The organism is Pseudomonas fluorescens (assembly GCF_005938625.1).
In the GTDB taxonomy this organism is placed as follows: Bacteria; Pseudomonadota; Gammaproteobacteria; order Pseudomonadales; family Pseudomonadaceae; genus Aquipseudomonas; species Aquipseudomonas fluorescens_BD.
Genome location: NZ_VCNJ01000029.1, coordinates 227,208 through 242,141, shown reverse-complemented (window position 1 = coordinate 242,141; position 14,934 = coordinate 227,208). Strand labels below are relative to the sequence as shown.

The 14,934-nt window shown below is 58.9% G+C and carries 12 protein-coding genes; 3 read left to right on the top strand and 9 right to left on the bottom strand.

The genetic code is table 11. The features are described from left to right. Positions 1 to 35 precede the first annotated feature (35 nt). The 3 genes from FGA82_RS19155 to FGA82_RS19145 all read left to right on the top strand — a co-directional run bounded on the left by FGA82_RS19155 (position 36) and on the right by FGA82_RS19145 (position 3,737). Complete coding sequence (locus FGA82_RS19155) at positions 36 to 1,028, top strand: trypsin-like serine protease (RefSeq protein WP_141128275.1); 993 nt, start codon at positions 36 to 38, stop codon at positions 1,026 to 1,028. Beyond that, positions 1,016 to 3,148, top strand: coding sequence for a S8 family serine peptidase (locus tag FGA82_RS19150; RefSeq protein WP_141128274.1), 2,133 nt, complete (start codon positions 1,016 to 1,018; stop codon positions 3,146 to 3,148). The genes FGA82_RS19155 and FGA82_RS19150 overlap by 13 nt, the downstream gene beginning before the upstream one ends. Before the next feature lie 127 nt (positions 3,149 to 3,275). Beyond that, complete coding sequence (locus tag FGA82_RS19145) at positions 3,276 to 3,737, top strand: DUF3574 domain-containing protein (protein ID WP_141128273.1); 462 nt, start codon at positions 3,276 to 3,278, stop codon at positions 3,735 to 3,737. Positions 3,738 to 3,937: 200 nt separating this feature from the next. On the opposite strand, the gene FGA82_RS19140 is transcribed toward FGA82_RS19145, so the two are convergent. The 9 genes from FGA82_RS19140 to FGA82_RS19095 form a co-directional block, all read right to left on the bottom strand. Beyond that, positions 3,938 to 5,338, bottom strand: a complete 1,401-nt coding sequence (locus tag FGA82_RS19140) for an APC family permease (protein ID WP_141128272.1) — start codon at positions 5,336 to 5,338, stop codon at positions 3,938 to 3,940. Further along, a complete protein-coding gene (locus FGA82_RS19135; protein ID WP_141128271.1) occupies positions 5,328 to 7,715 on the bottom strand; it encodes a TonB-dependent receptor plug domain-containing protein in 2,388 nt (795 codons plus the stop codon). Before FGA82_RS19135 ends, FGA82_RS19140 begins: the two co-directional genes overlap by 11 nt. A 452-nt stretch (positions 7,716 to 8,167) precedes the next feature. Then, positions 8,168 to 8,833 carry a sulfite oxidase-like oxidoreductase gene (locus tag FGA82_RS19130; protein WP_141128270.1) on the bottom strand — a complete coding sequence of 222 codons (666 nt, stop codon included), beginning with the start codon at positions 8,831 to 8,833 and terminating at the stop codon, positions 8,168 to 8,170. A 158-nt stretch (positions 8,834 to 8,991) separates the two neighbouring features. Continuing rightward, entirely contained in the window at positions 8,992 to 10,047 is a 1,056-nt protein-coding gene (locus tag FGA82_RS19120) for a substrate-binding domain-containing protein (protein WP_141128269.1), read from the bottom strand. A gap of 23 nt (positions 10,048 to 10,070) precedes the next feature. Continuing rightward, positions 10,071 to 11,096 (bottom strand): ABC transporter permease, encoded by a 1,026-nt coding sequence (locus tag FGA82_RS19115; RefSeq protein WP_141128268.1) that lies wholly within the window; start codon positions 11,094 to 11,096, stop codon positions 10,071 to 10,073. Further along, positions 11,089 to 12,645: a sugar ABC transporter ATP-binding protein gene (locus FGA82_RS19110; protein WP_141128267.1), complete on the bottom strand. Its 1,557-nt coding sequence runs from the start codon at positions 12,643 to 12,645 to the stop codon at positions 11,089 to 11,091. Before FGA82_RS19110 ends, FGA82_RS19115 begins: the two co-directional genes overlap by 8 nt. Before the next feature lie 8 nt (positions 12,646 to 12,653). After that, positions 12,654 to 13,325: a methionine ABC transporter permease gene (locus tag FGA82_RS19105; RefSeq protein ID WP_141128266.1), complete on the bottom strand. Its 672-nt coding sequence runs from the start codon at positions 13,323 to 13,325 to the stop codon at positions 12,654 to 12,656. Then, entirely contained in the window at positions 13,322 to 14,122 is an 801-nt protein-coding gene (locus tag FGA82_RS19100) for a methionine ABC transporter ATP-binding protein (protein WP_141128265.1), read from the bottom strand. The genes FGA82_RS19105 and FGA82_RS19100 overlap by 4 nt, the downstream gene beginning before the upstream one ends. Then, complete coding sequence (locus tag FGA82_RS19095) at positions 14,119 to 14,928, bottom strand: MetQ/NlpA family ABC transporter substrate-binding protein (protein WP_141128264.1); 810 nt, start codon at positions 14,926 to 14,928, stop codon at positions 14,119 to 14,121. The genes FGA82_RS19100 and FGA82_RS19095 overlap by 4 nt, the downstream gene beginning before the upstream one ends. Positions 14,929 to 14,934: the final 6 nt, after the last annotated feature.

Sequence of the window (14,934 nt, the reverse complement as noted above, 5' to 3'; positions counted from 1 at the left end):
GCTGGAAACATGGCCGGATTCACTGGAGGAGGATCATGTACAGAGCGAATCTGACTTCGTCGGCTCAAACAGCCTTGTTCTTCATGTTGAATACACTCGCTTGTTGTACGGGAGCTTCGCAAGATACACCTGACCCGTCAGAGGTTGTCTTTCAGGCATTCGCAGAGCACGGCGCCGAAGGTGATATCCAACTGGTCAACGGCGTCAAGGCCAAACGGCAGGACTGGCCCACTATTCTGAATGCCCGGCTTTCGCCGCCGGGTAACAAGCCGGCGGTAACCTGTACCGGGGTGCTCGTTGGGCCTGGGGTTTTTCTGACAGCTGCACATTGTTTCGATTCAGGGCTGGATAGGCCGATTCGTTCTGTGGTGTTTCTGGATATCGGAGGGCAAAAGCTGCCAGTTTCATGTCGAATATCCGACGAATACTCCAAAGCAATACAGGAAGGTGGATGGCGAGGCAACGAACCTCGAGTCAGTCAGGATTACGCATTGTGCAGCTTTACACTCCCTGATGTGTCGCCCGAACTCTTCAACCAACTGCGCTATGAAAATATCGATAGCGCTAGCACCTTGAACTCCGGCACTCACGTTCTGATGACAGGATTCGGTTGCTCTGACAGTGCGATCCTCCTCCACCCGAGTACTGACTTGAAACTGGATGGGTTACTTCGCATCGGTGATGCACAAATTCAGTCTGCAAGCAGTGACGGGCAAGAGTTTTCGAAGCAGTTTGCGAGTATTCAATCACCGCTCAACAGTGCGCCTGCGCTGTGCCGCGGAGATTCGGGGGGCCCATTGTTCTCCGGCGTGACAACAGACACGCAGACCCAGCCAAGAAAAGTGCGAGCCGTGAACTCCACTGTTCAAGTGATTTCAGGCAAGGTCGGCGCCGTCGCTATTTCCCGAGTAGCGCCGCTCGCCACCGACTCGTTCAGAAAGTTTGTTGCAACCTGGCTGGCCACCGACAAGCAGAAGGTAATTTGTGGGTTCAATCACACCCCGGGGTACAAACCATGTCGAGATTGACTCGAGTTGCCTTGCTATTGACCTCTCTGGCCACCTGCTGCGGCGTTGCATTGGCGGCTAGTGCTGTGCCAGATGCAAAGACGCGAACGTTCGCCGTTCGTGCCGCCGGGCCGGTTTCGGATGATTATATGAGAGCGTTCATGGACTTGGTCGAGTCAAAACAATTGCCAAGAGAAAACTATCCGGATCTCAATCAACTCAGCGCCAACCAGATTATCTCGGTGCTGTGCGGCTCCTTTAATCAAGCCTATTGGGACAAGTTGCAGGAGCTGAACCAGCCTGTAGGTTTATCACCTGATCCGAATGCCATCATCGGTGAACTTGCATACAAGGTGAACTGGCCAGCTTGCCTTATCGTAGATACAAAACCCGCGCAATCTTACACCGTGAAGCCAGGAGATACCGCCTTCAACGTTTACAAGAACTTGACCGGGACGCCCGGTGGAAGCCAGGTTGTCGACGAATACTTCCAGTCATCAGGCATCCGCGATCTGAACAAACTAAAGCCCGGGCAAACACTCGTCCCCAATCACACCACCACCGCGACAGTGGTCCATGCCTCGTTTTCACCTGACAACCTGAAATCAAAACTGAGCGCCTACAAGACATCAAACGTCGTCAAGATATCCTTCGACGAGTCCTTGCCCGATACCTCGCTTCCTGAGTCCGGAATACCTGAGTTCCAGATTGCCGCCGGGAAAACTCAGTCGTATAAAAACCCGGCTGAGTGCGAGGATCCCTCTGCTCCTGCCGAGTCTTTCAACAGTCTGTGGTTGTCAAACGCCTATGAGGACTCTCTGCAAGCGTTGAGACTGTTGAATCTGGATCAGTCATTCACCAGAGTTGCCATTGCAGACAATGGTTTCTTTGGCGCAAACGTGGTTGCCGGCAAACTCGTTTTTGGCTCCCATTTCCCCTCCCGTTTTTTCATGAACAAGATGACTGGAGGAACGGGCATCATCGGTCCGATGACCATGAGCGGTAAGCAGATTTATCCAATCAACTATTTAAACGGAAAAACAAACGCATCCATCGTAAGCGGCCATGGCACGCACATAACGGGACTGGTGTTAGGCGGCAGCAGCTTTCAGCCCTATCTTTCTGTGTTTGATCGTCCCGGAGGTGGATCGTGGTTGCGGCTTTGGATTGTGAATGTTGGCAATGGCGAGGAAACGCTAATCCCCAATTCAACCAGTGAGTTGAGCCAACAACTCAACCTGCTGAACAATAGCGTTATCAACCTCAGCCTTGAATATGATGCGGGTGCCGGCTCTAATTCAAATCAGATATTTTTGCGCTTGGTAGAGAGCAACAATCTGTTTGTTGTTTCCGCAGGAAATGATGGAAAAGCCGACGTCAGCGACGCCCCCTACTACCCGGCAGCATTTGGCGGCTCATCACAGCGCAACGTCATATCGGTTGCGGCCCATAAACCTGATGGCGAGTTAGCCGCTTTCAGTAATCGCAGCGCCACCAAAGTCGACCTCGCCGCCCCAGGATGCGATCTTTCATCGTGGCTCAATGACAGCGAAAAGGTTACTAAAGTGAGCGGTACATCTCAGGCGGCGGCCCTTGTGACGTTCACCGCGGCGCTACTCAAATCGTTCGATAACATGGCATCTGTTGAAATCAAAAACAGATTGATGGTCAGTGGAGATCTCCTGAAGAAAAGCCCGCATCAGAGTTCAAAGAACACTCCGGACCCAGGCGAAGTGCTATCCAGATCAAAATTGAATGCGGCTCGGGCGCTTTATGTATTTGACGATTACGTCAAATACACCTCACATGCGGACGGTACCGTGCATGAGGTTTTAGGTGAGTTCCTCGGGCTGCCGAATTTGAACTGCGTACAACCCGTGTCACTCGAAAATCTGTGGGCGGTCAAAGCGTCGGAAGAAGGTTTCTGGTTCTACAAAGGAAAGAAAACGCCTCTGGAAGTCGTTTTAGCCCCCTGCCTCGCAAAAGCATCAACAGATGCCGTGTTGAAAATAAAAATCCGGGCCGAGTTGAATGCTGAAGGTGTGCCGGTTCCCGTGGCAGATAGTCCGGTTCTCGATGTGCAAGCCACTGAGCTAAACCTTCTGGTTACAGCAAGCAGACCTTACAGACAGTCGCTTTAGTTGAAATCAAGGCGCTCGACGGAGTTATTCCCGAAGCGCCTATCAGCCTGCTTTTTAGGTCTTTATTGGCGGGTAAACCGCAACCTTATACTCGAGCGGTTTACTCATCGTTCAATAAGGATGTTCCATGCCTCGACGTCTTCTACTGGCGGCGCTGTTCGTCGCCGTCGCCGGTTGTGCCAGCCCTCCTCCTGCGTCCATTCACACCCATGATCCCGCCAGCTCGACCCTGCAAGGCGATGCCTCGCGGCCGGCGCAGGCGCAGTGGATTCGCACCGAATTGTACTTCTCCGTGGGGTCGATTGATGGCAAGGAAGGTGCGGTCAGCCCGGCGCGCTGGCGTGAGTTTCTTGATCAGGAAGTCACGTTGCGCTTTCCCGATGGTTTCAGTGTGTTGGATGCTTATGGGCAGTGGCGGGATAAGGGCGCTAAGGAGCCTGAGCGTTTGAGCACCAAGGTGATTGTGATCTTGCATGAGAACAGTGCGAAGAATGCGGGCAACATTGAAGCGATTCGTCTGGCTTACAAGCGTATTACGGGAGACTTGTCGGTGCTGCGGTTGTCGCAGCCGGCGGAGGTGTCCTTCTAGAATCAGAAGCCCCTCATCGGAACGCCGCCCGCCTCTCCCTCTCCCCGAGGGAGAGGGAACCGATCCGGGGATATTGGAGAGGTACGCCGACTTGAACGTGCATCACTGAATCCGTAATCGAACTCGGCCTGTTTTTGCCTCACTGAATCCATCATCGACCTCGGCCTGTATTTGCTTCAAGCCATAATCGACTCGGTCTTTCAGGTCGATGTATCACGCAAGACACCTCGGTCGGCCCCCTCTCCCCCCGGGAGAGGGCTGGGGTGAGGGCTTGGCGTCAGTCGGCTCAATACTGCCAGTATCACCGCCCCCACCAACAACACCGCAATCCCCAAAAACGCCCCAAACCCCACCACCGTCACGCTGCAATACAGCATGTACAGGCACAACCCGAAAAACAGCAGCGGCAACAGCGGATACAACGGCACCTTCACCGGTCGCGGCACCTCGGGAAAGCGCCGTCGCAGAATGATCAGCGCCACGCTGCTCAAACTCAAAAAAAACCAATACACCGGAGTCAGGTATTCAACCATCGTATTGAAGCCACTCGGGGTAAAACTGCCAAACAACACCAGCAACAACGCCACCGAACCTTCCGCCAGCAACGCTTTGCGCGGCACACCATGGCGGTCATCCCAGGCGCCAAAACTACGCAACTGCGGCACATCGCGCGCGGCAGCGTAGGTTGTACGCGCACCGACCAGAAGGGTCGAGTTGATGGTCGCAATCGCGGCGATACCGACCATCAGCAAAATCAGCATCACACCCGGTGCACCGAAGGCCCGATGCAACAACTCAACCGCTGGTGCATTGCTGGCGGCCAGTCCAGCGAATCCCAAGCCCTGAACGAACGCCCAATTGAGCGCCAGATAGATCGCCATCAACACACTCAGCGCACCGAGCATGGCGATGAAAATCCCTCGCCGGCCATCACGCACTTCGGCCGACAACGTCGCCGCATCGCTCCAGCCGCCGAACGCCAGAAAGACAAAAATCATCGCCGCCGAAAACCCGGCCATACCGGAGTTTTCCGCGACGGGCGAGAGATCCGGCACAGGCGCTTCGATGCCTTGCCAGGCCAAAAAAACGCCGGCACTGGCAATGCTCAAAAAGCCCAGCGCCAACAGCCCCACCAACAAGGTCTGAGTGATAAAACCAATGTGCTTGCCAGTGAGGTTGAGCAGTACCAGCGCCGCAATCACCGCCCCGGCAAACAGCCCGGAGCCGTACTGCCCCAACGGCAACACCGCATTGACGTAATCGGCAAACATGAACGCCGACAAGGCTATCCACCCGGTGTGCATCACCGAAAACCGCGACCAGGCGAACAGCAATCCCATGCGCTCGCCATACGCTGTGCGCAGAAAGTGATAGTCGCCACCCGGGTGCGGAAACGCCGTGGCCATCTCGGCAAAACACAGCGCGCCAATCATCGAGGCGACACCGCCCAGCACCCAGACCAGATAGAAATGCTCCGGCCCGACGTTGAGGGCCACGGTCGGCGCGGTTTTCAGGATGTCGGTGGTGATCACCATGCCGAGCGTGATCAGCAACGCCTGAAACACCGGCAGGTGCCGCCCCGGTCCCGCGTCAGAAACCATAGGTGGCGCGGGCGTAGTAATAGGCGCCGTTGGTGCCGATTGGCGAGAGCACGTCGTATGGCAGGTTACCGCCGTAGTTGATCGCCGAACCGGAACGTTCCGGGTAGTTGTCGGTGAGGTTGTTGCCGCCCACGGCAATGTTGAATTTCGGGGTGAATTTGTAAGCCACTTCGGCGTCCAGTTGCCACACGGCGCCGTAGGTTTGCTCCGGTTGCGAGTCGCCGAAATCGAACACGCGAGTGGTCTCGCCCTGTCGCGTCAACCTCCCGAGCAGGCCCCAGTGCTCGCTGGCCCAGTTGGCGGAAAAGATGAAGCGATCTTTCGGCGCTGCATCGGTCAGGGTGTTGGTTTCTTCAACGCCAACGAGGGCGTCATTACCGATGCCCAGCGCCGTCAGTTGCGACGGCGTGCCTTTGGTGCTGGTGACTTTGGTGTGGTTGTAGGTGTACGCGGTGGTCAGGCCCAGTTGCCCTTCGTAGAACGGTTGGTGGTAGTTGAGCACCAGTTCGGCGCCGTGGGTGCTGGTGTCGGCAGCGTTGGTGAAGAAGTTGACGTCGTGCACACCAGCAACGCCGAAATTGTCGTTGATGTAATTTTCCAGGGCATCGCTGCCAATGCGTTGCGACAAAGTGATGCGGTCTTTGACGTCGATGCGGAACACGTCCAGGGATGCGTCGAAGCGTTCATTCAACTGAAAGGTCAGGCCGAGGCTGAAGTTCTTCGAGGTTTCCGGATCGAGCTTCTCGGCGCCGAGTGCACGGGCGATCGGATCGTTGACCGAGAGCACGCGGATGTCAGTCAGCGTACCGCCATCGCCGAAGTTGCTGGTGGTGTTCTGGAAGCCGCTTTGGGCCAGAGACGGCGCGCGGAAGTTATTCGAGACCGCACCGCGCAAGGCCCATTGCTCGGTGAGTTTGTAGCGACCGCTGAGTTTGCCGGTGAGTTTGCTGCCGGCATCGTCGTAATGCTCCCAGCGGGTGGCGGCGTCGACGAAGAAGCGATCAGTGAGATCGCCGGACAACTCGGCGTAAGTGCCGAACACGTTGCGATCCAGATCGGACTCTTCGCTCGGGCGCAGACCATTGGCGCCGTCGGCTCCGGAGCCGATGTAGGAGGCCTCGTCACCGGCATAGGTCAGGTAGTTTTCATAGCGGTATTCGCCGCCCACCGCCAATACAAAGGAGCGCTCGCCCAGACGCAGTTCGCGGCTGAAATCGAGGTTGGTGGTGGTCTGGCGCAGCTCGTAATCGCCAGTGTCGAACTTCGTCGGTGAGTCTTCGCCGAGGCTGACGTTCAGCGTGCGCCGGGTCGAGCCCTCGAAGCGGTTGCGACCGTGGGTGACGCTGCTGTCGAAATCCCACTCGTCACCGATCAGGCCTTTGAAACCGGCGGTGGCGGAGACGTCTTTGTTGTCACCGAGCGATTGCGGCAAGTAGCCGTTGGGGTAGAACTGCGGCTGTTCGTACGGGTAGCGATAGAACTCGGCGCCGGTGGTGTGACGCTGGTTATAGGTGCCGAAGCTGTACGCCTTGCCGCCGGCCAGCGGCAGTTCACTGTTGAACCAGAGGTTGACGTCGCGCGCGACGCCGTCGCCCATCACATAGTTGCGCTGGCCGGGGGTATCGGCAAAGCCGTCAAAACCGGCGCGGTTGGTCGGGTTGCGATCCTTGTATTCGGTGCCGCCACGGATAAACCCGCCCTCCTCACCCAAACGCGTGCCGATCTTCGCGGTGGTCACGCTGTTCTGGCCGTCGGTGGTGGTCTTGCCGATGGCGTCCTGATGGGTGTGATAGGCGCCATAGCTGGTGGACACTTCGCCGCCCTCGGGCGCGTCGTCGAGAATGATGTTGATGACCCCGGCAATCGCGTCTGAACCGTACTGCGCACCGGCGCCGTCACGCAGCACTTCGATGCGTTTGATCGCGCTGATCGGGATCGAGTTGAAATCCACCGGTGCTGTACCGCGACCGATCTTCGAGGAGTCGTTGACCACCGCTGACGTGTGGCGACGCTTGCCGTTGACCAGCACCAGCACCTGATCCGGGCTCATGCCGCGCAGTTGCGCCGCACGCACATGGTCGGCGCCACCGGAGTTGGATTGGCGCGGCAGGCTGAAGGATGGCAATAACGTCTGCAACGCCGCGCCCAGTTCACCATCAGCGGCGCCGGCGGATTTGAGGTCTTCGGCGGTAAGCACGTCGACCGGCACCGGCGAATCGAGCACGGTGCGCGAAGTACCCCGAGTGCCAGTGACCAACACCGTGCCGAGGCGGGAGTCGCTGTCGGCGCTTGCCGCAGTTTCTTCGGCATTGGCCGGAAGTTGCCAGATGGCGCACGCGACGGCAGCCGCCAGTAATGAACGGGAACGGTAATGCATATAACAGCTCCTTGAATCGCAGTTAATACCCGGCTGTTGCCGACAATAAAGTTCGGCAAGCAATGCGCGGCAATGTCTGCTGTAGTTTTGGATTTCTGGAAGGCAGTGAAGGCTTTTTGACGGTGAGTTGCAGTTTCCCCAGTGTGAGACGTTTCCCCTTGAAAGCCGATGCTAGACGAGCTTCCGTCGATCGTAAAAGAACCAATAACACTTAGGTTAGATCGCTCTAAAAAGTTGTTCTTAGTTCAACAGAAGTGTTGCTGAGCCAACACCAGAACCAACTAATCTACAACTAAGCAAGGTGCGGAATACATCCCCCTGTGGGAGCGAGCCTGCTCGCGAAAGCGGTGGATCAGTCACCAAAGAGGCAACTCGCCCGGCCCCTTCGCGAGCAAGCTCGCTCCCACAGGTTAATCGTATTTCAATGTTTGAACAGGCTGCGTCCTGGAGACTTAATCGAACGCTTTTTCCAGCCAGGCATCCTCGGCAATATCCAGTTCATCACCACTGAATCGCTGCTCTGCAAACGGATCGGCGTGCAGATGAAAGCCGTTCTGCTCCCAGAAACCCGGCTGTTCCTGTTCAACAAACTCCAGCCCGCGCAGCCACTTCGCGCTCTTCCAGAAATACCGCCCCGCCACCACCAGCCGCAGTGGCCAGCCATGTTGCGCGGTCAGCGGCTGGCCGGCGTAGTGGGTGGCCAGCAGACTGTCGGGGTGCAGCAGATCAACAAGTCGCAAGTTGGTCTGGTAATCGTGGTCGGCGTGGGCCATGACGAACGCCGAAGTCGGTTGGATATCGAACGCCTGCAACAAATCCCGCAGATGCACCCCGCTCCACTCGGTGTCGAACTTCGACCAGCGCGTTACGCAATGGATGTCACAGCGCAGTTGTCGTTGCGGCAGCGCCTGCAGGTCGGCGTAACGTAATTCGATTGGCTGTGCGAGTGTGCCAAACAGGCGCAGCGACCAGTTGGCGAGGTCGTATTCCGGTATTTCGCCTTCGTGGAGGATTGGAAAGCGCTCCGTCAGCACTTGACCCGGAGGCAGTCGTTTACCGAACGCCGGATCGCTTTTCGGCGAACGGCTTTTGCGCAAGCGCGAAGCTTTGTTGTGCATGTAAACTCCAGAACTCCCTCAGTTTGCGCAACTACGCGTTACCCCTGTGGGAGCGAGCTTGCTCGCGAAAGCGGTGGGTCAGTCAACAGAGATATCAACTGATCGGACCTCTTCGCGAGCAAGCTCGCTCCCACATGGGCGATGTCGTGGCAAATGTTCTAGTTGGCCACTGGAATCCACGGCGCCCGCGCAACATTGGCGGTATCACCAAAGCTCGGAAGCTTCTGCGCCAGGTCACGAACATTCTTCACATCCAGATCCAGCAACTGCTGACGGGTAATCAGCGTCGGCGGCACCAACACCTGATGCCCCGGATTTTCCCCGGCAATCAACATCGCCAGACTGCGCACGCTAATCGCTCCGGCGACTTGCGGATTGACCGCCGCCGTCGCCGCCCAGGCGCTGTCCGGCTCTTTCATGATCTGAATATCAGCGGTCGAAATATCGGCGCTGTAGATCTTCACCTTGCTCGTCAACCCTGCCTCGTCGACGGCGATTTTCGCGCCTTTGGCGAACTCATCGAACGGCGCAAAAATCACGCTGATGCCCGGGTTGGCTCGAAGCACGGCGCTGGCCTGATCAGCAACGGAGTTGGCAATCGGCGGATTCAGCGTGCCAAATCGGGCCTTCTCGACAATCCCCGGATTGGCCTGCTTCACCTGACTCCAGATTTCATCGCGGCGCTCCATCGGTGTAAAACCACTGATGTACACGTAGCCGGCATCGAACTTCGTGCCGTTGTCCTTGACAGCTTGATCCAGCGCCAGACGTGCCAGCGCATGGTGATCCTGCTCGACCTGGGTCACTTGCGGCGTGTTCAGATCGACATCGAAAGCGACGACTTTGATGCCTTTGGCGATGGCCCGATCAATCGGTGCTTTCAGCGTTTCCGCCAAGCCGAGCTGAACGATGATGCCGTCGACGCCCAGATCGATCGCCTGATCGATCATCTCGCCCTGACTCGCCGCCTGCTGCCGGGCATCGAATACCCGCAGGTTGGCACCCAGCGCTTCGGTCTGCTTTTCCACGCCGCGCAAGTACGCTTCGGGGAAATCCCCGGAAAACAAATACCCCACCAGCGCGATCTGCACCTGCCCTTTGTCGAACGGCGCCGGCGCACCGGGCAAGGCGTTGGCCTGAGCGCTCAGTGCCATCGCCGAAAATAACGCACCGGCGAGGCAATGACGGGCGAACTGTGTGATTGAACCGTGCATGCAACTTCCTTGAATAAAGCGACTCAACGCGCCCGATGCGCGAGGCCGAACGTGAACATCAGGGCCAGCACCAACACCAGTCCCTTGACGAAATCCTGCGCGTAATACGGCGCGTTGAGCATGGTCAGGCCGTTGAGCAGCGCCGCCACCAGCAGCGCACCGACCAGGGTGCCGAAAGCATTGGGCTTCTTTGCACCAAGCACGGCAAAACCGATCAACGCCGCGCCGAGGGCATCCAGCACCAGACCGTTGCCCGAACTGACATCGCCGCGCCCCAGGCGCGCTGCCAGCAACAATCCGCCGAGCGATGCGAGCAACGCCGAGAGCACGTAAGCCAATAACTTGAAGCGCTGCACCGGGGCACCGGCCAGTCGCGCCGCTTGCTCGTTGCCGCCGATGGCATAGAACAAACGACCAATGCGTGTGCGTTCGAGAAACAGCCACACGGCCACCGCTACTACCGTCGTGATCAGCACCGGAATCGGTACCACCTCCCACAGCCGCCCGCGCCCCAGCGCAAGAAATGCGGCACTGAAAGTACCCTCGGTTTCTTCTCCGCTGGGTAGCGTCATGCCGACCGCAATCGAGCGCCCGCCAGTGGGTATTAGCTGCACGCCGATCACCAGAAACATGCTGCCCAGCGTCGCAAGAATGTCCGGCACGCGCAGTTTGACGATCAGCCAACCGTTGAGCAGGCCGACCAGCGCCCCACCCGCCAGACTGATCAACACCGCCGGCACCGCGCCCCAGCCGAGCACGACCATCACGTAACTGGCGATCATCAGGCTCATCGCCGCCACCGCGCCAATCGAAAGATCGAGGCCGCCGACGGCCATGGTCAGCGTCACGCCCAGCGCCAGCAGCGCGACAATCGACACCGATTGCAGGATGCTGAACAGGTTGCCGACGCGCAGGAATGCCGGCTCGGCAACGCTGAAAAACACCACAATCAGCGCCAGCAGCCACAGCAGGCCGTAGCGGATCAACCCGTGCAGCAGACGTTCGGCGCGTGCCGGCTCGGTCGATAACAGTGAACTTGAATCAGGCACTCGCTCTGCTCCTTGGCGTGGCTTGAGGGGAATGTTCGGTCACGTCGCTGCCGGCCAATGCAGCGACCAGATCAGCACGATTGAGGCCGGCGCGCGGGTACTCGGCAACCACGGCGTGATCGCGCACCAGCAGGATGCGGTCGGCGATTTCCAGGGCTTCATCGACATCGGCGCAAATCACCAGCGTCGCCCGGCCCTTGGCGCTGTCGCGCAGCAGTTGGCCGATGTCGCGGCGGGCGTGTACGTCGACGCCTTGAAAGGGTTCATCGAGGATCAATACCCGCCCCTCGCCGAGCAGCCAGCGGCCGAGCACGACTTTCTGTTGATTGCCACCCGACAGCGCGGTCATTGGCTCATCGATGCCGGCAGTCTTGATCCCGAGCGCGGCTACTTGCGCTGTCACCGCTGCCGCTTCAGCGCGGTTGCGGATGAAACCGCCACGGCTGAAGCGCTCGAGAAACGGCAAAGTCAGGGTGCGACGCAAAGAGAAATCAGGTACCAGCGACTGACTGGCGCGATCTTCGGCCGCGAAGAAAACCCCGCTTTGGATGGCTTGGCGCGGTGAGTCCGCACGCCAGTCAGCGCCATCCAGTTGCACGCGGCCCGAGGTGGCTTTACGCAGGCCGAACAGTACCTCGGCGATTTCACTTTTACCGGCACCCAGAAGCCCGGTCAGTACCACCACTTCGTTTTCGTGCAGGGTCAGATCGAACGCGGCGGATCGCGGCAGAATTTGCAGGGCGTTGAGTTTCAACACCTCGCGCCCGGCCACGCACGGCTGGTAAACATGCTCGGCCAGCGCCTGCCCGAGCATGGCGCTCACCGCTTCGGGTAACTGCCGAGCGGTGAACTCGCCCGCGAACTGCCCATCGCGCAGAACGATGGCGCGATCTGCCACGCGTTGCAGGTCGGAGAGTCGATGGGAAATGTACAGAATCGCCACGCCGCGGCTGCGCAAGGTGTCGATCAAACCAAACAAACGCTGCGCTTCGGCATCGGAGAGTGCGGCGGTGGGCTCGTCCAGAATCAGCAGTCGCGGTTGCAAGGCCAAGGCCCGAGCAAGCACCACCAATTGCCGTTCGGCCTGACCGAGATGCTCGATTGGCTGCTCCAGCGGCAAGGTTAAACCCAGCCCGGCGGCGATGCTCGCAGCGCGCTCCAGCAGGCGTTTACGATTGAGCCAGAAGTCCGCGTCCGGTTTGCACAGTTCATCGAGCAGGAGGTTTTCCGCGACGCTCAAACCCGGTGCGATGCCCTCGTTGATCTGCTGGTGCACCGCGACAATGCCAAAGCGCCGCGCCGACAGCGGCGAACTGAAATGGCGCGGCGCGCCCTGCAGCCAGATCTCGCCAGCGTCGGCAGTCTGGCTGCCTGCCAGGATCTTTACCAGGGTCGATTTGCCCGCGCCATTGGCACCGAGCAGCGCCACCACTTCGGCGGGATAGATGTCCAGGCTGACGGCGTTCAGCGCCCGGCTCGCACCATATATTTTGCTCAACTCACGTACACGAATCAGCGGCTCACGGGCCACAGCGATCGGCACACTCATACAATTCCTTAGCGGCGATGCGCCAGCGAACGAACCAATCGATCGCCCAGGCTTTGCACGCCCTGAACGAGGATCACCAACACCACCACCGTGGCGACCATCACTTCATTGTTGAACCGCTGATAGCCGTAACGGATCGCCAGATCACCGAGTCCACCGCCGCCGATCACCCCGGCCATCGAGGAAAAACCGATCAGCATCACCAGCGTCAAGGTGATTCCGGCCAGCAACGCCGGCAGCGCTTCGGGCAACAACACCTTGAAGATCACATGACCGATGTCGCCGCCCATGGCGAGGATGGCCTCGATGCGGCCCTTGTCGACTTCGTCGAGGGCGTTTTCGACGATGCGTGCGAAGAACGGAAACGCGCCGATGGTGATCGGCACCACGGCAGCGGTGCTGCCCAGCGTCGTGCCGACCACCAGCCGAGTCAGTGGGATCAGGGCGATCAGCATCACCACGAATGGCAGTGAGCGGCCGAGGTTGACCACGCCACCCAGCACGGCATTCAAGCGTGGCATCGGCAGCAGTCCGTCGCAGCGACTGATAAACAGCAACACGCCCAGCGGCAAACCGATCAGCAGCGTGAACAGCCCCGCAAGAAGGACCATGTACAAGGTTTCACCGGTGGCGTTGAACACCAGTTGCAGGATTTCATCCCAATTGACCGTGCGGTTCATGAGTGCGCCGCCCGTACGCCGTATTGCTTGAGAAAACTCAGGCCCGGCTCAGCGTGACCCAGTGGCAAGCCGCAGGTCGGCCGCAGCGAAGCGCCCAGTTGCGATTGCGCATCGGCCAGCAGCCTTGGCACCGGCCCGGCTTCGACCAGACGTCCGTTGGCCATGAACGCGGCGTGGTCGCAGATCGATTTGACCACGTCCAGTTCGTGGGTGATCAGCACGATGGTCACGCCCAGTTGCCGATTGATGTCGCGCAGCAGTTCAAGAATCGACGCAGTGGTTTCCGGGTCGAGTGCACTGGTGGCTTCGTCCGAGAGCAGGTACGCCGGCTCTGCAGCGAGGGCGCGGGCAATGCCGACGCGCTGCTTTTGGCCGCCGGACAACTGCGAGGGAAAGGCCTGCGCCTTGTCACTCAAGCCGACCAGTTCCAACAGCTCGCGAACCCGCACATGACGCCACGGCTTGCCCACCTTGGCGATCTCCAACGGCACCGCAATGTTGTCGAACACCGTACGTGAATGCAGCAGGTTGAAGCCTTGGAAAATCATGCCGATGCGCTGGCGCTGCTGGCGCAGTTCGCTGACCGACAGCGTCGTCAGGTCGATGCCATCGAGCAGAATGCGTCCACTGTCCGGTCGTTCGAGCAGGTTGAGGCAACGCAGCAGCGTCGACTTGCCCGCCCCGCTACGCCCGAGAATCCCGTAGACCGCACCGTCGGGAATGCTCAGCGAGACCTGATCGAGTGCCGGTTGCGCGGCCGAAGGATAAGTCTTGCTCAACTGCTCGACGGCGATCATGGCTTGCCGCCCGCCACCGGAATCACCGAACCGGCAAAGTTGTCGGTGATGTATTTGGCGACCTCGGGCGACGTCAGGTCCTTCGCCAGTTGCGCGATACGCGGGTCGTGCTCGAGCTTGGGCGTGGTCACCAGAATGTTGGCGTAGGGATTGTGTTCGGCTTTCTCCAGGCCCAAGGCATCCTTGGCCGGCACCAGGCCTGCGTCGAGCGCGTAGTTGCCGTTGATCACGGCCAGATCGACGTCGTCGAGCGAACGCGGAATCTGTGGCGATTCGATTTCCAGGATCTTCAGCTGTTTCGGATTTTCGGCGATGTCCTTGGGCGTTGCCTGATCGGCCGCGGGGTCGTTGAAACCGGACTTTAATTTGATCAGGCCGTTGTCCTGCAACAGGTACAGCGCGCGGCTCAGGTTGGTGACGTTGTTGGGCACGGCGACGGTGCCTTTTACCGGCACATCAGCGAAACTTTTATGGCGGTGCGAGTAGATGCCCAAGGGTTCGATATGCACCGTGGCGGCCACCGCGAGTTTTTCGCCGAGGGCCTTTTCCTGGGATTTCAGGTACGGCAGGTGCTGGAAGTAATTGGCATCGACGTCACCGTGCACCAGCAGCTCGTTGGAGTTCACGCCGTTGGGGATTTCGATGACTTTGAGGTTCAGTTGCGGATCGATTTTCTGGATGTACGCCAGAATCTGCGCGTGCGGCACCGGGTCGGCAGCGACGCGCAACGGCTCCAGCGCTTGGGCACCAAACGACGTCACTAGCGCGCCGAGCACGGCCAGGGTCAAACCAGCTTTCTTGATCATGTGCGG